Origin of the sequence: Staphylococcus sp. GDY8P67P (assembly GCF_017892545.1) — a bacterium.
Lineage (GTDB): Bacteria > Bacillota > Bacilli > Staphylococcales > Staphylococcaceae > Staphylococcus > Staphylococcus ureilyticus.
Genome location: NZ_JAESLH010000032.1, coordinates 19,648 through 43,833, shown reverse-complemented (window position 1 = coordinate 43,833; position 24,186 = coordinate 19,648). Strand labels below are relative to the sequence as shown.

The window sequence follows — 24,186 nt, the reverse complement described above, 5'->3', positions numbered from 1 at the left end:
TGTTATTATATACTATTTCTAACCGTTTTAAATTTTACTAAACTACTTTTGAAATAATTAAAAGAATAAAGTATTGGTTGATCATTTTTATCATAATGAATTAATTTCAATAACATAAGTCCTTCATGCGGCGAAGCATCTAAAACATCCGAAATATGTGGTTCATAACCAATAGCTTCAATCTCAGTTTCTGCATATGCCACTTTTTTCGAAGCATAATATTCCAAAGCATTTAACAAAGATTCATCACTATTTTGATACTCTGCACATGTTAAATCTTCAGCTGGTAGCTTATCCAAACAATAAACAACTGGCATGCGGTCAGCCATTCTCACACGTTCAATAATTGTCACCAACGCCTTTTCAGGAAGATTTAATCTTTTAGCATCTAAAGAGGTCGCAGGTTTTTCGTCTAAATTTATAAATTCTGTACTCGCATGATACCCTTGATCTTCTATCATTTTACTAATACTAACCAACTCATCTAATGGATAGAAGAATGGGTGCAACTTTTTAACACTTGCACCTTCTTCTAAATTATTAGATAGCACTTGCTCAGTAATTAGTTCATCAACTGCATCGTATACATCATCTGTTTTAACATTTAATTTTCTAGCAACCGCAAGATTACTAGGTAAAGCATCTCCCGGTTTCAATCCTCTCGTACTTATCTCTTGAATCAGCCATTCTTTTACTTTATAAACAGAAGTTAATTCCATATTTACACCTCATCACTATCTAAATCCACAAGTATTTGTCTAGGTTTACTACCTTTTTGTGGTCCAATCACTTGATTACGTTCTAAATCATCCATCAATCTAGAAGCACGGTTGTAACCAATTCTAAATTGTCTTTGCAATAACGATGTACTTGCCTTTTGTTGTTCAATTACAAATAAATACGCTTCATCATATAAGGCATCTTCACTCTTCATTTCTGATTTTTCAACTGGGGCATCAGGTTCCATTTCTTTTACATAATTCGCTTTTTGTTGCTCTACGACATAATTTACGATGTCTTGAACCTCTTGGTCACTTAAAAACGCACCTTGAACTCTTGTTCTAGTTGATCCACCATTAGCTACATAAAGCATATCACCTTTACCAAGTAATTTATCTGCTCCGCCACTATCAATGATTGTTCTAGAATCAGTTTGTGAACTCACAGCAAAGGCAATTCTAGACGGAATATTATTTTTGATTAAACCAGTAATTACATCAACGGATGGACGTTGTGTTGCGATTATTAAGTGAATACCAGCAGCACGTGCCATTTGTGTAATTCTTTGAATTGCGTTTTCTACTTCTTTACCAGCAACCATCATTAAATCTGCTAACTCATCTACAATCACGACAATGTATGGTAATTCTGATTGCTTTTCATCTAACGCTTCATTTTGTTTTCTAATCGCTTCATTATAACCTTCAATATTTCTAGTAGAAGAATGTTGAAACAAGTCATACCTTCTTTCCATTTCTGCAACTACTTTTTCCAAAGCTTGTGATGCTTTATGAGGATTGGTTACAACAGGTATGAGCAAATGAGGGATGCCATTGTATACGTTTAATTCTACCATTTTCGGATCAATTAACATAAGTTTAACTTCATGTGGCTTTGCATTTAATAGGATACTTGTAATAATACCATTGATACAAACAGATTTCCCGCTTCCTGTAGAACCTGCTACAAGTAAATGAGGCATTTTGTTAAGTTCTACTGTGATTGGGTCACCTGAAATATCTCTACCTAGTCCTACTTCTAATTTATTCGAAGCTGGAAATTTTTCATCTAACACTTCTTTTAAAGAAACAAGTGAAATCTTATCATTTGGTACTTCTATACCAACAGCAGATCGGCCAGGTATTGGTGCTTCGATACGTATGTCCTTAGCTGCTAATGCTAACGCAATATCATTATGAAGATTAACAATCTTACTTACTTTAACACCTTGAGCGGGTTGTATTTCATATTGTGTCACTGCTGGACCTATTTTAATTTGAGTGACTTTAGCATCTACACCAAAGTTTTTTAAAGTGTTTTCTAACAACTGCCCTTTTTTCTGCACTTCAGCTTTAGAAGTTGATTTCTGTTTAGCTGGCTGTTTCAATAACGTTAATGGCGGTATTTTATAGGCTTCGTTTTCTACTTCTCCTGCCTCAGATATAGAATTTGAAGCTGCATCTTCATCATATGCTTCACTTTCTTCTAATTCGTTTAAAGGTTGCTCTGTAATTCCATTATCTTCTTGATTCATTTGCTGCGCCGCACTTTGATTATTTTGATCAAAAACGCGTTTAGACCTTTTATTTTGAGGTTGTGCTTGTTGAATATCTTCATCTTTATAATCGTTATGACCATAAATCGGAATTGATTGTTGCTCAGTCGTGTTGCTGCTAATCTCAGGTAAATCAGTGACATCTTTAACGTTATTTTGAGATTGTGATTGCTCAGCTGCTTTTTCAGCTTTTCTTTCTGCTTTTATACGTGCTTTAGCATCTTTCTTAATTTTATTTTCTTTGCGACGCTCTTTAAGATTTGCAGAAGCATCCTGACTTTTTATTTTCATTTTTTCAAAAGCAACTTTAGATACATCTCTATGTCTTTGTTTTGTCAATAAGATAAAACTAGAAGCGATTAATAATATCGTTACAATAATAACTCCGACAATTGAAATAAGAGGTATCAATAATGCCAATAAGTAATGTCCAAATAAGCCTCCACCAAAATTTGGAAATGTCGTATGTTCATAAGATTTATAAACATATGATAGCACAGGCTCTCTGAGCGATTGTGCTCTATGCATGAAATAGTATACTATTTGAGTCACAAGTAACAATGCAATTTGTAAAACAAATGCGCCAGTGGTACGTCTTGTCTTTGGTAACGCTTTATAATAAGTAATGAATACAGTACTAATCAAGATTAATATATAAGTTAAATACCTACTTGTACCAAATAAGTAATTGAAGAAACTATCTATCATGGTGCCTATAATACCCAATTGAAAAACACCAAGGATGATAGCAATAAAAATCACTATCGCAATAATATATCTTAAAGGACTATCACTTTTCTTTTTTTTATTATTTGCGGTTTTCTTTTTCGTATTCGATGTTTTTTTCTTTGTTGTTGAGCGCTTTCTTGTTTGTGCCAACATTCACACCTTCTTTTCAACTCTGTTTTTTCAATATGTATATGAACCATAAATGTGTATTTTAATTACAAGTGAAAATACACATAATAAATATGCTTTTAAATACTATAAAATCATTTTATTACATACTTATAATAACATAAAAGAGGTAAGACATTATTCGCTCCAGTATATTTAAAGGTTGTATATAATTTGTTTAGATATAACATATATACAATGTACTTTTAAATAACTTTACCAAAGCGTCTGTCTTAACCTCTTTATTTTAGAATAGAAATTATTAAATTTCAGAAATTACCGGAATAATCATCGGACGGCGTTTTGTATTTTCAAAAAGTAGTTTGCTTACTTGATCACGCATATTTTGCTTGATTTCTGACCATTCAATACGTTTTTCTTGTAAACCTAATTCAACGATTTCACGTACTTTTTCTTCAGCTTCATTTAATAAAGCCTCACTTTCCCTTACGTAAACAAAACCACGTGATTGAATTTCTGGACCAGCAGCAATTCTACGATTCTTAGGATCTAGCGTTACGACTGCGATAAAAATACCATCTTCAGCAAGTAAATGACGGTCACGTAATACGATGTTACCAACATCACCTACACCTATACCATCAATGAGCACATTGCCAGAATTAACTTTCTCATTTAAAATCATTTCTTCGCCATCGTAGTTTACTACATCGCCTTTTTCCACTAAGAATATTTTTTCTGGTTGGACGCCTGCCTCATTAGCTAACTTGGCATGGGCAATTTGCATTTTAAATTCACCATTTACTGGGATGAAATACTCAGGTTTCATGATATTAATCATCATTTTTAACTCTTCCATACAACCATGACTTGATGTATGAATTTTTTTACTGTTTGGAATGATTTCTGCGCCTGCTCGAACGAGTTCATTTAACGTATTTCCAACAATCACTTCCATATTAGCAGATGCAGTAATTGCTAAGAAGACGGAATCTCCTTCTTCAATATTCATGATTTTATGTTTCTTTTGAGCCATTTGACTTAAAGCTTCAACAGGTTCTCCTTGCATACCAGTAGCAATGATAATCACTTCGTTTTTGGGATAATTTTCCACTTCATTAATTGGTATTAGTAGATCCTTAGAAATATCAAAATAGCCAAGCTTTCTAGCGATATTAAACGAACTTTCTAACGAACGACCTAGGAAAGATACTTTTCTATTTAACCTTTGTGCAATGTTTAAAACTTGTTGAATGCGAATAAAATTAGATGCATAACATGAAACGATTAATCTACCTTTCACCTTTGTAAACGCATCATACATATGAGATTCTATCACGTTTTCAGGTGTATTATAACCTGGTTTTTCTGCTTCAGTAGAATCACTGATTAACGCAAACACACCATCTTGTCCAATCTCAGTCATCTTTTTCAAATCTGGTGCATAATGACCTTGTAAACTTTGATCGAATTTGAATTCTCCAGTGTAAACAATCGCACCATATGAAGTGTGTATACAAACACCTAAACTATCTGGAATACTATGAGTAGTATTAAAGAATGTGACATTAACACCCTTAAAGCGCATAATTGATTCATTATTAACAGTATAATATCTAACTTTCTTATTAACATTGCGCGCCTTCATATTTTCCTTGATTAATGCAATTGTTAATTTCGATCCATAAACAGGTGCATCAACTTGTTCAAGCACATAAGTTACAGCTCCTATCGCATGCTCATGCCCGTGCGTTAGGAATATACCTTTTAATCTCTCTTTATTTTCTATCACATATTGAATATCAGGAATAACAATATCTACACCTAACATTTCATCTTCTGGAAACATCAGTCCCGCATCTAACATAAACATTTCATCGTCTACTTCAACGATATACATATTTTTCGCAATTTCCCCAACGCCTCCGAGAGGGATAATACGAATATTTTTATTTTTTTTCTTAATTAAACTCAAAATGTTACCTCCTATTTAAATTACCCGTCCATATATAAACTCATAGTTTATTATAAGTGAAAATAGGCCTTATGTACACTATTAAAGTAGTTCTTTAGTTGTTTTAAAATATATCATTGGAGGATTTGTATTTATGTAAAAATTTTTCTCAGGAGCGTAATGTCGTATTAATCGCACTTTTTAATGTGCATTTTCAAATATGTATTTAACTTTTGACTTAATATTTTTTATTAGACTAGCTCAAACATTAAAAAAAGAAACCAGTGAACTGACTTGAACTTTTCTACAATAGAATTAAAGTAATTCTATTGTAAGCAGTTCTCATCATTTTACCAGTCTCTAGCAATAAACATTATTTAGAATGATTAGATAGTAATGCTTTATGCGAAGCATTTACTCTACCTTGTTTATCAATTTCTGTAACTTTAATTTTAAATGTGTCTCCTACTTTCAACACATCTTCTACTTTATCAATGCGCTCATTAGCAATTTGCGAAATGTGTACAAGTGCGTCTTTACCTGGGAATAATTCAACAAAGGCACCATATTTTTCAATACGTTTAACTGTACCATTGTATACCTCTCCAACTACCGCTTCTCGTGTGATTTCGTCTATGATACTACGTGCTTTTTCAATCGCATCTTTATCTACTGCACCAATAAATATCGTTCCATCTTGTTCGATATCTAATTTAACACCCGTTTCATCAATGATTTCATTGATTTTTTTACCACCAGGACCAATGACATCTCTAATTTTTTCAGGTTTAATAGACATCGTAACAACCTTAGGTGCAAAAGCACTAAGTTCACTACGTGGCGTATCAATTGTTTTTAACATATGATCTAATATGGCTAAACGACCTTCTCGAGCCTGTTCAAGCGCTTCTTTAATAATTTCTTTAGTTAAACCATCAATTTTGATATCCATTTGTATAGCTGTAATACCTTCCGATGTACCTGCTACTTTAAAGTCCATGTCTCCAAGCGCATCTTCCATGCCCTGTATATCTGTTAAAATCGTATAACTATCGTCACGTGTCACTAATCCCATGGCAATACCCGCAACTGGGGCTTTGATTGGAACACCTGCGTCCATCAACGCTAGTGTGGACCCGCAAATAGAAGCTTGTGATGATGAACCGTTTGATTCTAATACTTCACTCACTATTCTCACAGTATATGGGAAATCTTTAACGTCTGGAATGATGTGGCTAAGCGCACGTTCTCCCAACGCACCATGTCCAATTTCACGTCGACCAGGTGAACGAACTGGACCAGTTTCACCAACCGAATAATTTGGGAAATTATAGTGATGCATAAAACGTTTTTGTTCTTCTTCACCAAGACCATCTAAGATTTGGTATTCACTCATTGACCCTAATGTTAATACTGAAAGTGCTTGAGTTTGTCCTCTTGTGAATAAACCTGAACCATGTGCTCTTGGTAAAATACCTACTTCAGATTCTAATGGACGAATTTCATCTGTTTTACGACCATCTGGTCTAATTTTTTCTTCTGCAATGAGACGTCTAACTTCTTCTTTAACCAAGTCATCTAATATACTGTAGACCTCTTTGATTAATGCTTCATTTTCGTCATCATTTTCATCAACAAATTCTGATGCAACCTTCTCTTTAAGTTCATCTAAATTAATATCTCTTTGTTGCTTGTCAAATGTTAATACGGCCTCTTTCAAACCATATGATTCAGTTAATGATTTTACATTGGCAACCAGTGATTCATCTTTTTCAACAGGAATAAATGCTTTTTTCTCTGGTTGAATATGGTCGATAATTTCTTCTTGGAAGCTAACTAGACGTTGAATTTCTTGATGTCCAAAGAAAATCGCTTCAAGCATTTCATTTTCTGTAATTTCACTTGCACCAGCTTCTACCATATTCACCGCATCTTTATGACCAGCTACTTCTAAATCGAGTCTAGATACTTCTTTTTGTGCAACGGTAGGGTTAATCACATATTCACCATCTATATAACCAACGTTTACACCTGCTATTGGACCTTGAAAAGGTATGTCAGAAACACTTAATGCCATTGACGAACCTATCATTGCTGCCATTTCAGGAGAGCAATCTGGATCAGCACTCAATACTGTATTCATAATTTGAACGTCATATCTGTAACCTTTAGGGAACAGTGGTCGAATGGGTCTATCAATTAAACGTGCAGTTAACGTGGCTTCATCACTTGGACGTCCTTCACGTTTTTTAAAGCCACCAGGTATTTTACCTGCAGCATACATTTTTTCTTCATAGTTAACCATTAATGGGAAAAAGTCACCATCTCGTGGTTCTTTTGATGCTACTGCAGTAGATAAAACGACTGTATCACCATATCTAACAAGTACTGCACCGTTTGCTTGTTTGGCTAATTGTCCCGTTTCAATCGTTAAAGATCTATTTGCCCACTCGGTTTTGAAAACTTTTTTTTCTTGAGACATTACGAATCTCCTCTCATTTATCTGTTAATCCTATCATATCATTTATTAATAAAGATTTATATTAGTATATAGTTTAATGTATAATTATAAATGCAAAAATTATAAAAAAGGGAAAGACCCCAAAGGTTCTTTCCCGATAAATATACGTCTAAAGATTAACGACGGATACCTAATGATTTAATTAATTCACGGTAACGTTGAATATCTTTGCTACGTAAGTAGTTTAATAGGTGTCTACGACGACCTACCATTTTTAATAATCCACGACGTGAATGGTGGTCTTTCGTGTGTTCACGTAAGTGAGTGTTTAATGCAGTGATTTCTGCAGTTAACACAGCGATTTGTACTTCTGGAGAACCAGTGTCCGCTTCGTGTGTGCGATATTCTTTAATTAATTCATTTTTACGTTCTTGTGAAATTGCCATAGTCAATTTCCTCCTTTTTATTTTTATGCGCCTTTATCCGAGCAAAACGTCGGAGTCTCGAACTGCCAAGATAAAGGTGCCTAGTATGTGTGTTTAACACATCAGACTTAAATATTATATGATATTTCGTCACCAAAATCAACAGAAAGTAAATATTTCGCTTTTTCTTTATCTTTATTCATTTGTTCAACCAAAGGATCTATACCATCAAATTTAACTTCTGGTCTTAAATAATGATGCCAATAAACGATAACACGCTCACCATATATGTTTTCATGAAAGTCAAACAGGTTAACTTCTATTACAACTTGCGCTTTAGACGGATCATGAAATGTGGGTTTGACGCCAACATTGGCAGCTCCACGATAAACTTTATCATCTGCACCTATTTTCATACTCACAGCATAAACGCCATTTTTAGGCAAAACGTAATCTCCACTTGGCTCTACATTCGCAGTGGGAAAGCCAATTGTTCTCCCACGTTTTTCGCCTTGTACAACCATACCTTTAATTCGATATCGATATCCAAGTTCATCGTTAGCTTTTTGTAAGTCTCCTGTTTTGAGTGATTTTCTAATATCTGTTGTAGAAATTTTTTCCGATTCGAGCTCTTGTTTACTCACGATAGTCGTATTAAATTCCGTCATTTCATCTAAAATCATCATGTTTCCTTTTCCAAATTTGCCGAAAGTGAAGTCAAATCCTGCAACCACTTCTTTTACATGATTATTAATGATATATTCTCGTATAAATTCTTCGGCACTTACATTGGCGAATTTAGATGAAAAATTAATAACGATACAATAATCAATACCATATGATTCTAATATTTCTATTTTATCTTGAATCGGTGTTAAGTAATCTGTACGTTTAAGTTCAGGGTTTAAAACAACAGAAGGATGTGGATCAAATGTCATTACAGCTTTCTTTAAATTCGATGCCTCTGCCTTTTTTTCTAAAGTATCAAATACCTCTGCATGTCCCTTATGCATGCCATCAAAAAAACCAAAAGCCATTGCTACATCTTCTGATATATACTGATTTTCTTGAATCGGATGAGTTACTTCAATTACTTTCATGGTTATTTCTCCTTTAGTTAAATACCTTCTTTGGTTTTATTTCATATGGTTTATCAGGATGTGGTGTGTAAATTGCTAATGCCTTATTTTCTTTTGTGTCAAACATCACAACCAACGTGTTAATAGACTGATCAAATTCATTCTTACTAAATTTTTGACCATTCAATATTTTACTTTTCTGATTTTCGTTTGAAATATTGACTTTTTTCAAACCTCTCAAACCATATTCTATCGGAAAAAGATTTTCTTGTAATGTTTCGTGCTCATGTAGTGATTGTACATGTTCGATTGAAAGGCTATCTTCAATATCAAACCCACCACTTTGTATTCTTGTTAACTTTGACATATGTGCTGGTATATCAAGCATCTTTCCTATATCTGTTGCCAACGTTCTAATATAAGTACCCTTACCACACTTTACTCTGATATCAAATTGACAACCTCGATTTTCAAATCTTAAATCAGACGCTCGTTTAATATCGTAAATCTCAACTTCTCTTGAAGGCCTTTCGACTGTTTCATTTTTTCTTGCATATTCATAAAGCTTTTTACCATTCACCTTTACTGATGAATACATTGGAGGAATTTGCGTAATGACACCTTCAAAACGTGCTATTGCGCTATCAATCTGCGCCTCTATAAGTGTATTTTCCTCAATGTGCTTTTTTTCTAAAATTTCACCTGTCTGATCTTCTGTAGTTGTACTAAACCCTAAATATACAGTTGCAAAATAAGTCTTTCCCATTTCCATAATATAATCGCTTACCTTTGTTGCTGAACCTATACATATGGGTAATACACCTGATACTTCAGGATCTAATGTACCAGTGTGTCCAACCTTTTTTGTTTTTAAAATCTTCCTTAATTTAAATACAACATCATGGCTTGTTAAACCACGTTCTTTATAAACAGGTAAAATACCGTTATACATTTTAATGTCACCTTCAATCGTCCTTTTAATATCATTCCTTATTTATATTAACACGTCTCAATAAATAAATGGTTATAAAAAAGCTGAAACAAATATCTCAATGGGTATTTGTTTCAGCTTTTAAAATTAATCATTTTTGTGTAAATCTTGAATCATCTTTTCAATTTTATTACCGTAGTCTATCGATTCATCGTATTCAAATTTTAAATCTGGAACAATTCTTAAGCGCATTCTTGAACCAATTTCAGATTTTATAAAACCTTTCGCTTTCTCTAAACCTTTAAACGTATCATCAATTTGTTTATCATTTCCAAGTACAGTTAAATAAATTGTTGCAATAGATAAATCATTCGTCAATTGAACTTCTGTTATTGTTAGGAAACCAATTCTAGGGTCCTTGACTTTATTATTAACAATATCCATAATTTCTTGTTTCATTTGTTCGCCAACACGTTCAGCTCTCATATTCATATTATATTTCACCTCACAAATATCATTCATACATGTATATTTTTCTTACTTAAAGATTATATGACAGTTCATTTCACAACGTCAAACAAACTTCCTTCTTTTTTACGTTTAAAAATTTAATTACAAATTCATTATAACTCAAAAAGGTAATAGCTCTGAAACAATTAAACATGATTTCATAACAGTTAGGCACAATTATATTTCCAAAGTGTTATAAAATGAAACTTTATTACATTTTTGTTTTTTAAATACAATGATCATTTATGAAAAACTAAGTTTAATTTTATAAAAAATCACTACTTTAATATCATTTAAGTTTTTAATTTATTTTATAATGTTTTACACATTATAGAAAGTATCATGCTATAATTCAAACTAATAAAAAATGAATTTTTCTATTGAAATGATAAGGAGCGTGTATACTTGGATAAATCAGAAAGACTACTTTATATTTTCACTCGTCTATTTAACGGAAAAAAATTAAGCAAAGAAGAACTTGCACAACAATTAAACGTTAATGTAAGATCCATTCAACGAGATTTTAGTGATATAAATAACTTTTTATATGAAGACCATGAATGGGAAGGGCTAAATGCAAGGATTGTTTATGAAAATAATATAGGCCGACATCGCATTAGTATAGATCGCTATAAATTTAAAAATAATCGGTTACTTAACTTGCTATTTAGGATGAAAAATTTCACACCTCACATTCATATCGATACCTACAATTTAATTAGAGGGCTAAACAGTAATTCGAATCTAGCTGAAAAATTTTTATCTAATACATTACTTAATCAATTTACAATCAATCACGAATTAACAGAATCAACACTTATTTATAAAATTCAACTTGCTATACAAAACAAACAGATTATATTGCTAAATGATGTTGACAATCAAACGTATAAAGTCGTACCGGTATACACAAGATATTTCAAAAATAAATATTGGATTACTTATATATATCAACACGAAATTTTTACACAAGATTTAAACTCAATACATGATATCGAGCAATATGATGAAGCATTTGATGAAAATATCTTTCTGCAAGTTCCAACAGTCATTATGAAATTTCTCCCTTCCATATGGGAACAAATTCAACGGCAATTTATAGTACTAAATTCACAAAATAATGAAGCATTTATTGAAGCAGAACTCATAATCTCAAAAAACGAATGCCTAAATTTAGCATATGAATATCCACAAGAAATCATTTTATTAAAACCAGATCATTATGTAGAAGATTTTAAAAATCAAATCAAAACATTATTCAAGCATTATCATATTTAACTACATATTAAAGGTAACTTTCATATCATTTGAAATGAAAGTTACCTTTTTAGTCAGTTCAATTTTACTAACGCGGTAATGCTTCTTTATATTGAATAGCTTTAAGCTTTCTTATAAAATCTGAATTCCCTAGCTCTCGCTCTTTCTTTTGTTGCTGATTCCACTTATAATAATCTATTTTATTCAATGACTCTTTCTTTTTTAAACGTCTAATATGCTCTTTATAACTCAATACATTACATGCTGTGATGTGTCTATTCTGTTTAGATGACAGCACAAACAAATTGTCAACAAGATATTGATGTAAATCACTATTAGTAAAATTTTTAAAGATTGAAATAAAGAGTTCTTCTTCACTAACAATATAAATTCGACGCTTATCATCATTTATAATTTTTAGTAAGAGTTCAAAATTCATAACTTGTGACGGTAGATAATGGTTAAATGTTAAAAAATCTTTTGGTATACCTGCTGTATGACCAGTTTGATATGGGAAGAAATTCATAACCATCACTCTATTGGGATTAATATTGAATTGCTTCAAAATGGATCCGTTACTATATATATATTTCTTAAACCAACAATGATGATCTATATAAGGAATAAATACCTTATGACCGTTTAAATTCAATTTACCTTGTATGTCTTGCAATATTCTATTACGATAATGTACCACCATATCATCTGGTAAGGTAGGATCATTAATTATAAAATCATTTTCCGCCTTTTTTTTCAATATTACAATATCTGCTCTTTCAGGATTTCCAAAATACGGTCTTGCTATGGCTGGACTTAATTCTGCTTCATTTTGGACAATTCGTTGTCTATGCTTATTGATTTTTACTTTTCCATTTGCAAAATCAATCAACTTTTTAAATCTTGGTATGTTACTAAAATCTTCACCAAAATTTCTTTTTAAATATGCTAAATCTTGAGGGTGTAGAAAAGCAGTCATGTCATGTCTTTCTCTTATTTCATTTAAAGTTTCTAAGTCATAAATAGAGTTATATTGATCCAAATATTCTTGCCAAAATTCATTTATTTCTTTTAAATATTCACTCATCACTTATAACCTCCTATTTATGCTAAGTTTAATTAAGTACATAGACAGTTAGTGTCCATATTAAAATAACAAGCAATTTTACTAAAAATTTTTTAACTGGTTTACAATGCTTAATAAATAGCTAATTTTATGAGTAACTATGCACTTAAAACAAAACATTATATTAAATTATAAAAATAAACATTTTTTTCAAATGCTTCAAAGCCACACCTTCTCTTACCCAAAAGATAACATATTTAAAAGAAAAAAACCGTAAGCTAACATGATAAATTAGCCTACGGTTTAAAATTTTTGTATTTTCTTAAGATAACTGTCTTTATCTTTTAATTTCAACCATTTCGAAAGCTTCTATTATGTCGCCTTCTTTTAGGTCGTTATATTTTTCAATCGTGATACCACATTCATAGCCTTGAGCTACTTCTTTTGCATCGTCTTTATAACGTTTTAATGTGTCCAGTTCACCTTCAAATTGGACGATACCATCTCTGATAACACGGACACCCGCATTTCTCGTAATCTTACCATCTGTAACATAACTACCAGCTATTGTACCCACTTTTGAAACTTTAAATGTTTGACGCACTTCTGCTTGGCCAATCACTTGTTCTTCATATTCTGGATCTAGTAAGCCTTTCATTGCAGCTTCTATTTCTTCAATAACACTATAAATAACACGGTGTAATCTCATATCTACACCTTCTGTTTCGGCTGCACGTTTGGCACCAGTATCCGGTCTTACGTTAAAGCCAATGATGATACCATTTGACGCATTCGCTAAAGTTACATCAGATTCATTAATCGCACCTACTGCAGTATGAATTATGCGAACATTAACGCCTTCTACTTCAATTTTCATTAGTGAAGCTGCAAGTGCTTCGACAGAACCTTGAACATCACCTTTAATGATGACATTTAAATCTTTCATTTCACCTTGTTTCATTTGTTCAAATAAATTATCTAGTGAAACGCTCTTACTTTCTTGACGCTGTTGTAAAACATTAGCTTCATGACGTGCTTCACCAATACGTCTTGCTTGTTTCTCATCTTTAAACACAACAAAACGATCCCCAGCTTGTGGTACATCATGAATACCTGTGATTTCAACAGGCGTAGACGGTTCTGCAGATTTAATTCTTTGTCCTAAGTCATTAACCATTGCACGAATTCTACCATACGTATTACCAACAACCAAAGCATCTCCAACATGCAGTGTACCATTTTGCACTAGAAGTGATGCAGATGGACCACGTGACTTATCTAATTCTGCTTCTATCACTGTACCTACTGCTTTTTTAGCAGGATTTGCTTTTAGTTCTTGAATTTCAGATGTAAGCACAATCATTTCTATTAAATCTTCTATACCATCGCCACTTAAAGCAGAAAGCGGTACGAAAATTGTATCGCCACCCCAGTCTTCTGGAATTAAACCGTATTCTGTCAATTCTTGCATTACTCGATCAGGGTTAGCAGTCGGTTTATCAACTTTATTAACTGCTACAATCGTTGGTACATTCGCTTCTTTGGCATGGTTGATTGCTTCTATCGTTTGAGGCATTACACCATCATCTGCTGCTACAACTAAAATTGTAATATCAGTTACTTGCGCACCACGTGCACGCATTGTTGTGAATGCAGCATGTCCTGGTGTATCAAGGAAAGTGATTTTTTTGCCATCATTTTCAATTTGATAAGCACCGATATGTTGTGTAATACCACCAGCTTCACCTGCTGTTACTTGTGTGTGACGGATAGAATCCAATAACGTTGTTTTACCATGATCAACGTGTCCCATAATAGTAACAACTGCTGGTCTTTCTACTGCATCTTCATCTTCAGATTCATCATCAAAGTAAATTGATAAATCTTCTTCATCAACAACAACTTCTTTTTCAACTTCAACACCATAATCATCAGCAATTAATTCTAAAGTTTCATCATCTAATGCTTGATTAATGTTAGCCATGATGCCTAATAAGAATAACTTTTTAATTATTTCTGAAGAATCAACATTGATTTTTTCAGCAAGTTCTCCAACTGTGATACCTTCTTGATAAGTGATGTGTGAAGGTATTTCTTTTGGTTCTTCTTGTTTAGTTTGTTTATTTTTGTTGTTATTTTTGCTGTTTTTGCTGTTTTTCTTATTTTTGTTGTTATTTTTGTGGTTATTTTTGTTGTTTTGATTATTATCTTTTTTATTAGCATTAGACTTGTTATTTGATGGTTTTTGTTGATTTTGACCTTGTTGTTTATTTTCTGATGCATTCGATTTCTCTGGTTTATAAACCTTATCTAATGCCTTGATTTGGTCATCTTCTAACGTTTGCATATGGCTCGTTACCTCAACGTCCAATTTCTTTAACTCATCTATAATATCTTTACTTTTTAATTTTAAATCTTTGGCGTATTCGTAAATTCTTATTTTACTCATATAGTCACTCCTTACGATATTCATCTATCATTGACACTAACTTTTTAGCAAAGCCTTGATCAGTGATTCCAATGTTAACTCGTTCTGCTTTACCTAAAGCTTGTCCTAATTCAGCTCTTGTTCCAAATATGCGAAATGATATATGGTAACTTTCACACTTGCTCTGAAACTTTGTCTTTGTATTTTCAGAAGCATCAGTTGCAATAATTACGAGCTTTAACCTATTTTTCTTAATGTCATTTAAAATGACCGATTCACCTGTTTTTACTTTTCCAGCACGCATTGCTAAACCTAAAAAATTTACGATTTTCTCTATAGTCATTTAGGTATCTCTTCGCGATAAATAAGACGTATAATTTCCTTGTATACAGGATCTAGAGTTTCTGCATCAACTTTAAAGTATTTTTCTAATACACCTTGTTTTTGTGCATCTTCTACTAATTTAACATCTTTTGATACATATGCACCACGACCTTGTTGTTTTCCTGTAGCATCGGCAAAAATTTCGCCTTCTTTATTAATAACAACTCGAATCATATCTTTTTTTGGATGCATTTCATTTGAAAGTATACATTTACGCATTGGAATTTTTTTCTTTTTCATAAAAGCTCACTCCAAATTATTTTTCAGCGTCTTCTTCATCTATGCTATCTGTTTCATCATCCGTTTTTAAGTCATGCGTTTCAATATTCACATCTTCCAAATCAATGTTTGTATCCTGTTCAATATTTTCATCTTCTTCTATTTCTAGTGCTTCGTCTGTCGGATAAACACCTTCAGCTCTAGCATCACTTTCTGATTTAATATCAATTTTCCAACCAGTTAATTTCGCAGCTAAACGTGCGTTTTGTCCACGCTTACCAATCGCTAACGATAATTGATAATCAGGCACAACTACAATAGTTGATTGGTTTGCTTCATCAACAATCACTTGTAGTACTTGAGATGGACTTAAAGCATTTTTAACAAAGACCTTCGGATCTTCATTCCATTGAACAATGTCAATTTTTTCGCCACCTAATTCTTCTACAACCGCTTCAACACGAGAACCTTTAGCACCCACACATGCACCTACTGCATCGATATCTGGGTTATCTGAATGAACACTGATTTTAGAGCGGTCTCCTGCTTCACGTGCCACAGATTTTACAATGACTGTACCGTCAAAAATCTCTGGTACTTCTTGTTCAAATAAACGTTTGAGTAATCCTGGATGGCTACGAGAAACGTAAATTTGCGGTCCTTTTGTCGTTTGCTCTACTTTATTGACATACACTCTAATTCTTTCATTAGGAATATAACTATCATTAGGGCTTCTTTCAGCCTCAGATAATACAGCTTCTGTACGTCCTAAATTAACATAAACATAGCGGTGATCTACTCTATCAATAAGACCATTAACAATATCATCTTCTTTATCGATAAATTCATCATATAATATTTCACGTTCAGCATCACGTAAACGCTGCATTACTGCTTGTTTCGCAGCTTGTGCACCTACACGCCCAAAGTCACTTGGTGTTACATCTTCTTCGTATATATCACCAACTTCATATGCTGGGTTTTTAACTAGCGCTGTACTTAAGTCGATTTCTTCTCTATTATCCATTACTTCTTCTACAACTTGTTTACGAGCAATTACATGAAATGTACCTTCATCCATGTTTAACTCAACGCGTACACTTCTTGCACTGTCATAGTTCTTTTTATATGCAGTAATTAGCGCTGCTTCAATTGCATCAATTAATACTTCTCTTGGAATCTTTTTTTCTTTTTCTAAATATTCAGTTGCTAATAATAATTCATTACTTGACACGACTTATCATCCTCCTCATCACATTAAAGCATTACAGCATGACGTGCTTTAGCGATTTTATTTCTTGGAATTTCAACTTGTTTCTTCTTTGACTTTTCTTTTACTTCCATAATAATCGTTTCACTTGTTACTTCTTTTAAGATACCTAACCATTCTTTTCCACCTTCAATTGGCGCATATAAAGAAACGTATATTGGTTTTGTAACAGCATTTTGGAAATCTTTTTCTTTTTTTATAGGTCTTTCAGCACCTGGAGAAGCTACATCTAAATAATACATTTCTTGAATAGGATCTTCTTCATCCATAATTTCACTAATCTTTTCAGAAGCTAAGGCACAATCGTTTAAATCGACGCCACCTTCTTTATCAATGGATACTCTTAAGAAGTAATCTTTTCCTTCTTTTGTGTATTCGACTTCAACTAATTCAAAATTTAAGTCGTTAAGGACGGGTTGAATAATTGATTCAACTTGCTCAGTTACTTTACTCATACTGACCTCCTTTTTTGGCAAATAGAAAAGAGCGGGTATAACGCCCACTCTTCCTGCCTGAGTCTAATTTTTTAAGCAATATTATTATACCATATGTTCATTTCCTATACAAACAACTATATATTTTCATATAGTATGACAATAACTAATATCAAAATTTTATACATTTAACATTTTTTATTCCATACCTACTAATATATTGCTCGATTACATATCAAATATTGATAATTGTGCTTTATCTGGCAAGTTAGGTAATGAACCAAGTTCATCTAAATACTCGATGACTTTTTGTGACAATCCAGCTTTTTTATTTAAATCTTCTTTTGATAAAAACGGTCCTTCTTCACGTGCTTCAACGATACGTTGTGCAACGTTTTCGCCTAATCCAGGAACAGCAATAAATGGCGGAATCAAACTATCATCTTCAATGATAAAATCAAATGCTTTACTTTTCTCTAAACTAATTGGTTGCATACGATAACCGCGTTGCGCCATTTCGTTCATGATTTCTAATACTGTTAAAGTATCTTTTTCTTTTTTGGCTAAATCCATATAACGTGAATACATATCGTTTACTGTATTTCGAATACTTTCTTTATCCTTAATCATTGAAATTAAATCAAAATCAGATGCACGTACCGTAAAGTAACTTGCATAATAATAAAGTGGATAATGAACTTTGAAATACGCAATACGTACTGCCATCAATACATATGCTGCCGCATGGGCTTTAGGGAACATGTATTTAATTTTTCTACATGAATCTAAATACCAATCTGGCACTTCATTGTCTACCATTGCTTCAACCATATCGTCAGTTAACCCTTTACCTTTACGTACAAATTCCATTGTCTTGAAGGCGAGTGAAGGCTCTAAACCGTTATACATTAAATAAACCATAATATCATCACGACAACAAATAACACTTGATAAATCACAAGTTCCTGAGCGTATTAAATCTTGTGCGTTACCTAGCCAAACATCCGTACCATGTGATAATCCAGATATTCTAACTAACTCTGAAAATGTAGTTGGCTTGGTATCTTCTAACATTTGGCGCACAAATCCTGTACCAAATTCTGGCACACCAAATGTTCCAGTTTTACATAAAATTTGTTCTGAAGTTACACCTAAAGGTTCTGGCGAACTAAAAATACCCATAGTTTCCTTATCATCGACAGGTATCGTTTTAGGATCAATACCTGATAAATCCTGCAGCATACGAATCATCGTCGGATCATCATGTCCTAATATATCCAGTTTCAAAACGTTATCATGTATTGAATGGAAATCAAAATGAGTCGTCATCCAAGCCGATGATTGATCATCTGCCGGAAATTGAACAGGTGTAAAATCGTAGATATCCATATAATCTGGTACAACGATGATGCCTCCAGGGTGTTGTCCTGTTGTACGTTTTACACCAGTACAACCTTTTACGAGTCTATCAACTTCAGCGCCTCTTTTGTGAATACCTTGATCATTTAAAAATCCTTTCACAAAACCGAAAGCTGTTTTTTCAGCCACCGTACCAATTGTACCTGCACGAAAGACTTTATCTTCACCAAATAATTCTTTTGTATAATTATGAGCTTGTGGTTGATATTCACCACTAAAGTTCAAGTCGATATCAGGAACCTTATCACCTTTAAAACCTAAGAAAGTTTCAAAAGGAATATCCTGGCCTTCTTTAATTAAATCACATCCACATGTGGCACATTTTTTATCTGGTAAATCAAAACCAGAACCAACGGATCCATCGTTAAAGAACTCACTTTCTTTACATTCTGGACAAATATAATGTGGAGGTAATGGGTTAACTTCTGTAATTTCAGTCATTGTCGCTACAAAACTCGAACCTACAGAGCCACGTGATCCAACTAGATAACCGTCATCTAATGATTTTTTAACCAGTCTTTGTGAAATTAAATATATCACAGAAAAACCATTCCCAATGATACTTTCAAGCTCTTTCTCTAATCGGTCAATTACAATTTGTGGTAAATCTTCACCATACAATGCTCTGGCGTTAGCATAACTCATATCTCGTATTTCATCATTAGCACCTTCCATGCGGGGCGTATACAATTCATCCTTTATCGGAACTACGCGTTCGATACGGTCTGCTAAGTCATTTGTATTTTTCACAACTAATTCATGTGCTTTTGCTTCACCTAAGAAATGTAATTCATCTAACATTTCATCCGTAGTTCTAAAGTGCGCCTCAGGTAAAGTACTACGATTTAACGGGTTACCTGGCTGTGATGCTATTAAAATTTTACGTGCAATACCATCATGTTCATTTAGATAATGCGCGTTTCCTGTTGCAATAACAGGTATATCATTCACATCTCCAGCTTGGATGAGACGTTGATAAATTTCATGTAATGTTTCATTATCTCTCACCAATTCTCTATCTATTAAATCTTGGTATAATGCAGGTGGTTGTACTTCAATAAAATCATAGTATTTTGCTATTCTTTCCACTTGGGATTGGTCTTTTTGCATTACTGCAGTAAATACTTCACCTTCATCACATGCGGAACCAACAAGAATACCTTCTCGATATTCATCTAAAAGTGAACGTGGAATTCTAGGTGTTCTATAATAATATTTAACTAAAGATGCGCTTACTATTTTAAATAAGTTCTTTAAGCCCTGTTGATTTTGCACAATAAGTGTTACGTGATTTGGGCGAGCACGTTTATAAGCGTCTTCATTTGATAAAGACTTATTAATATCTTGATGATTATAAACTTCTGCTTCTTCTAATTGTTTTAACATCTTTATAAAAATATAAGCTGTTGCTTCAGTATCATAAATCGCTCTGTGATGTTGTGTTAAATCTACACCATATTTTTTAGCTAAAAAGTTCAGACCATGTTTTCCATATTCAGTGTTGATGGTTCTAGAAAGTTCAAGTGTATCTATCACACCGTTAGTTGATGCGCCTAGGCCAGTTTTTTCATAACCGGTATCAATGAACCCCATATCAAATGATGCATTATGTGCTACAAATATCGCGTCACCGACCCACGCTTTAAACTCGGTTAAAACAGTTTCAATTTCAGGTGCATTGACGAGCATATCGTCTGTGATATGCGTTAAATTCTTGATTGTTTCAGATAAACGTTCATGTGGATTACTAAAACGTTCAAACTTATCAATAATTTCGCCTTCTTGTACTTTTACAGCTGCGAGTTCGATAATTTTATCATACTGATTAGATAGACCTGTTGTTTCAACGTCAAAAACAACATATGTTGCAGTTTTTAAATCAATGTCTTGAGGCTTATACGCTATCGGCACACCATCATCGACCAACATGCCTTCCATGCCATAAATCATTTTAATATCATTTTTTTCTGCTGCAGCATGCGCATCTGGAAATGCTTGAACCACATTATGATCAGTAATTGCAATAGCTTTGTGGCCCCATTTAGCTGCTTGTTCTACATATGCACTTATATTCGGAATGCCGTCCATCTGACTCATGGACGAATGCAAGTGAAATTCTACGCGTTTTTCGTCTGCTTTATCTTGTTTAACTGCTTTTTTTATTTCTTCTATATCAGACATCATCATGACTAAATCACGTACGAATGTATCTTCTTCTATTCTGCCTTGTGCTCGAACCCACTTACCGACACTGAGAGCTTTAAAATGAGCTAAATCATCTTTATTTTTTCTAGTGAACATTTTCAATACTAAGGAGTCTGTATAATCTGTAACTTTTAGTTCTACAATATGGCGTCCACTCTTCAATTCTTTTAAATTAATATCAAAGATAACACCTTCAACTGCAACTTTAAATTCTTCTTCAATAATCGATTCAATTGGTTTTACATTTTCTATTTGAATTGGTTTTCCAATTTGACATTTAGCTACAGTACTTTCATTATTATCTTGTTGTTTAGCTTTTTCAGCACGCATCTTTTCTAACTTTTCAGTGGCTTCACGTGCACTTTGCTCATCTTCTTGTTGAATGTGTGCTTCTAACGATGCCAAGTCGTCTCCATTAGATGTATGGTCTGTTTCAAAAATGATACTGCTGATTGCAAAACCACATTGTTGAAATGCTTTAATCAAACTTCCATTGCACGCTTTGTCAAAATGATCTCGCTCTATATCATTCTGACACATGACTTTGAGCACATCCCCTGACATAATTAAGCGCTTTTGCTTAAGCTGACCTTTTACTTTAGGTGATAATTTTGTTTGGTCAATGCAATAACTAAAGTATTTCAATGCATATTCATCTTGATTCGCTTTATTTGTGATTGTAAAATTACAATCGACTTTAGCGATTGTTTTAAATTCTTCAGTAATTGCATTCATAAATAACAGATAATCTTCAATTGGTAAAAAATATGGAAATGTTATCTGAAATACCCAGGTACGATCCGTTGTTTTAACATCTACACGTGTTAATTCACTTTGTGCTAAAATTTCTGGATCCAAATGATCTGCAATTTTAATTTGATCAGCTAAAATCTTGAATTTTTCTTGATTTGTCATTGACATGACGATAACCACCTTACTATTAATTACACTACGTTACTATTTCATATAATTTCTTTAACTGTCGCGTTTGTATTTTGTACATTATCTATCTTATAACGTAAAACCTTTAATTTCTAATACTTAAACTTTACTATTTTTACATTATGGTTTCTTATCATAAATAAGAGCGGGAATGAAATCAAACATGATTCATTCGATTTCGCTTTCCCGCTCACTAATTAAGGATGATCAAACATTAAAGTACAGGTTAAACTAAAAGTTTCATCTAATACTTTTAGCAATGATATGCATTTATATAAAGTATATGCGTATTAATGCTTTAACTTACATCTTAATTTTAGCAACGTATATGATAGCAATCATTTTGTTAAAGTTGACTGTTGACTTATATACTTAGGTATAAATCATTAATAAAACTATTTAAGTTATCAATTTGAACATCTTCACTTTCACCTGTATCACGTCGTTTAACTTCTACGATACCTTCAGCAGCATTTTTACCAACTACTACTCTAATTGGTAATCCTATTAAATCGGCATCATTAAATTTAACACCTGCACGTTCTTTACGGTCATCATAAAGTACATCATATGTTTCTTTTAATTGTTTATATAATTGATCAGCCAATTCACGTTGTTCTTCTTTTTTAGGATTGATTGTAATTAAATGTAAATCAAATGGCGTTACTGATTTAGGCCATATAATACCATTTTCATCATTATTTTGCTCAACAATCGCACTTAAAGTCCTAGAAATACCTATACCATAACATCCCATTAATAAAGGTTTAGCTTTACCTTGATTATCCAGGAATGTTGCATTCATTGCTTCAGAATATTTAGTACCAAGTTTAAATACTTGCCCAACTTCAATTCCTTCGGCAAATTTAGCATCACCTGATCCATCAGCTAAAGGCTCTCCTTCTAAAATAAATCTAAAGTCTCCATAAGCTTCGATTTCAAAGTCACGCCCTACGTTTGCATTCAATAAATGGTAACCATCTTCATTAGCACCTACAACAATATTATTTAAATCTTTTATAAAATTATCAGCATATACTTTGATATTTTTATCGAAAATAGGACCAAGTGAACCAGGAGATGCACCTAATAAATTTTTAATTTCATCTTCTGTAGCTAATTCGATGTGATCCGTACCAAAGAATGCTTTTAATTTCACATCATTAATTTCATGGTGACCACGTACAAGTACCATAATAAATTCACCATCAACATTAAATACCATGGATTTTGTAATTTCATCCAGTGGTTTTTCTAAAAATGTTGCTAATGCTTGTGCTGTGTGTACTTGAGGTGTTTCTATTTTTGTTAATGACGCTATCTCATCATGCTTTTCATTGGGATGATATACAACCTCAGCTTTTTCAATATTAGCTGCATAATCACTATTTTCACTATAAACTATTGTGTCTTCACCAATTTCACTTAAAGCCATAAATTCATGTGTATGACTGCCACCAATAGCACCTGAATCTGCAACTACTGGTCGCGCATTTATTCCGACACGTTTAAATATGCGATCATATGCGTGATACATATCTTGGTATGTTTCATCTAATGAAGCCTCATCAGCATGAAATGAATATGCATCTTTCATAATAAATTCACGACCACGTAACAATCCAAAGCGCGGGCGTTTTTCATCTCTAAATTTAGATTGTATTTGGAATAAAGTAAGTGGTAATTGTTTATATGATTTAAGTTCATCTCTGATTACAGATGTTATAAGTTCTTCATGTGTTGGTCCAAGTGCAAACTCACGACCATGTCTGTCTTTCAAACGCATCAATTCTGGACCATATGCACTCCAACGACCGGATTCTTCCCATAGTTCTGCTTTTTGTAACGCTGGCATTAAAATTTCCACAGCGTCGATACGTTCCATTTCTTGTCTTACAATACTTTCAATGTGATTCAAAACTTTAGCAGCTAACGGTAAATAGCTATAAATACCACTCGTACTTTGTTTGATTAATCCTGCTTTTAACAAAAGTCTATGACTCAAAGCTTCAGCTGCTGCAGGTACCTCTTTCATCGTTGGTATAAATACTTTAGATTGTTTCATTTACATG

The 24,186-nt window shown here is 33.0% G+C and carries 17 protein-coding genes; 1 reads left to right on the top strand and 16 read right to left on the bottom strand.

Features of this window, described 5'->3' with window-relative positions; genetic code table 11:
* Positions 1 to 5: 5 nt before the first annotated feature.
* From KA833_RS12730 to rbfA, 8 genes are all read right to left on the bottom strand, one after another.
* A complete protein-coding gene (locus KA833_RS12730; protein WP_046208619.1) occupies positions 6 to 719 on the bottom strand; it encodes a GntR family transcriptional regulator in 714 nt (237 codons plus the stop codon).
* A gap of 2 nt (positions 720 to 721) precedes the next feature.
* Entirely contained in the window at positions 722 to 3,154 is a 2,433-nt protein-coding gene (locus tag KA833_RS12725; protein WP_107360239.1) for an FtsK/SpoIIIE family DNA translocase, read from the bottom strand.
* Between the two features lie 280 nt (positions 3,155 to 3,434).
* Entirely contained in the window at positions 3,435 to 5,108 is a 1,674-nt protein-coding gene (gene rnjB / locus KA833_RS12720; RefSeq protein WP_046208620.1) for a ribonuclease J2, read from the bottom strand.
* Positions 5,109 to 5,460: 352 nt separating this feature from the next.
* A complete protein-coding gene (gene pnp / locus KA833_RS12715; protein ID WP_046208621.1) occupies positions 5,461 to 7,569 on the bottom strand; it encodes a polyribonucleotide nucleotidyltransferase in 2,109 nt (702 codons plus the stop codon).
* Positions 7,570 to 7,724: 155 nt separating this feature from the next.
* Positions 7,725 to 7,994: a 30S ribosomal protein S15 gene (gene rpsO / locus KA833_RS12710; protein WP_019468698.1), complete on the bottom strand. Its 270-nt coding sequence runs from the start codon at positions 7,992 to 7,994 to the stop codon at positions 7,725 to 7,727.
* A gap of 107 nt (positions 7,995 to 8,101) precedes the next feature.
* Positions 8,102 to 9,073: a bifunctional riboflavin kinase/FAD synthetase gene (locus KA833_RS12705; protein ID WP_046208622.1), complete on the bottom strand. Its 972-nt coding sequence runs from the start codon at positions 9,071 to 9,073 to the stop codon at positions 8,102 to 8,104.
* A gap of 13 nt (positions 9,074 to 9,086) precedes the next feature.
* Entirely contained in the window at positions 9,087 to 10,004 is a 918-nt protein-coding gene (truB, locus tag KA833_RS12700) for a tRNA pseudouridine(55) synthase TruB (protein ID WP_210128546.1), read from the bottom strand.
* A gap of 126 nt (positions 10,005 to 10,130) precedes the next feature.
* Positions 10,131 to 10,475, bottom strand: coding sequence for a 30S ribosome-binding factor RbfA (rbfA, locus tag KA833_RS12695; RefSeq protein WP_019468695.1), 345 nt, complete (start codon positions 10,473 to 10,475; stop codon positions 10,131 to 10,133).
* 423 nt (positions 10,476 to 10,898) lie between these two features.
* On the opposite strand from rbfA, the gene KA833_RS12690 reads away from it, so the two are divergent.
* Positions 10,899 to 11,771 carry an HTH domain-containing protein gene (locus tag KA833_RS12690; RefSeq protein WP_210128547.1) on the top strand — a complete coding sequence of 291 codons (873 nt, stop codon included), beginning with the start codon at positions 10,899 to 10,901 and terminating at the stop codon, positions 11,769 to 11,771.
* Between the two features lie 67 nt (positions 11,772 to 11,838).
* Here KA833_RS12690 and KA833_RS12685 read toward each other — a convergent pair whose 3' ends face one another.
* The 8 genes from KA833_RS12685 to KA833_RS12650 all read right to left on the bottom strand — a co-directional run bounded on the left by KA833_RS12685 (position 11,839) and on the right by KA833_RS12650 (position 24,179).
* A complete protein-coding gene (locus KA833_RS12685; protein ID WP_225309919.1) occupies positions 11,839 to 12,834 on the bottom strand; it encodes a hypothetical protein in 996 nt (331 codons plus the stop codon).
* A gap of 316 nt (positions 12,835 to 13,150) precedes the next feature.
* Positions 13,151 to 15,262 (bottom strand): translation initiation factor IF-2, encoded by a 2,112-nt coding sequence (gene infB, locus KA833_RS12680; RefSeq protein WP_210128548.1) that lies wholly within the window; start codon positions 15,260 to 15,262, stop codon positions 13,151 to 13,153.
* Between the two features lie 4 nt (positions 15,263 to 15,266).
* Positions 15,267 to 15,584: a L7Ae/L30e/S12e/Gadd45 family ribosomal protein gene (locus KA833_RS12675; protein ID WP_046208627.1), complete on the bottom strand. Its 318-nt coding sequence runs from the start codon at positions 15,582 to 15,584 to the stop codon at positions 15,267 to 15,269.
* Entirely contained in the window at positions 15,581 to 15,865 is a 285-nt protein-coding gene (gene rnpM, locus KA833_RS12670) for an RNase P modulator RnpM (protein WP_046208628.1), read from the bottom strand. Before rnpM ends, KA833_RS12675 begins: the two co-directional genes overlap by 4 nt.
* A gap of 16 nt (positions 15,866 to 15,881) precedes the next feature.
* The gene (nusA, locus tag KA833_RS12665; RefSeq protein ID WP_210128549.1) at positions 15,882 to 17,078 is read right to left on the bottom strand and encodes a transcription termination factor NusA; all 1,197 of its coding nucleotides are present in this window, start codon (positions 17,076 to 17,078) and stop codon (positions 15,882 to 15,884) included.
* A 23-nt stretch (positions 17,079 to 17,101) separates the two neighbouring features.
* The gene (rimP, locus tag KA833_RS12660) at positions 17,102 to 17,569 is read right to left on the bottom strand and encodes a ribosome maturation factor RimP (RefSeq protein WP_046208630.1); all 468 of its coding nucleotides are present in this window, start codon (positions 17,567 to 17,569) and stop codon (positions 17,102 to 17,104) included.
* Between the two features lie 207 nt (positions 17,570 to 17,776).
* Complete coding sequence (locus KA833_RS12655) at positions 17,777 to 22,093, bottom strand: PolC-type DNA polymerase III (protein ID WP_210128550.1); 4,317 nt, start codon at positions 22,091 to 22,093, stop codon at positions 17,777 to 17,779.
* Positions 22,094 to 22,478: 385 nt separating this feature from the next.
* A complete protein-coding gene (locus KA833_RS12650; RefSeq protein WP_210128551.1) occupies positions 22,479 to 24,179 on the bottom strand; it encodes a proline--tRNA ligase in 1,701 nt (566 codons plus the stop codon).
* Positions 24,180 to 24,186: the final 7 nt, after the last annotated feature.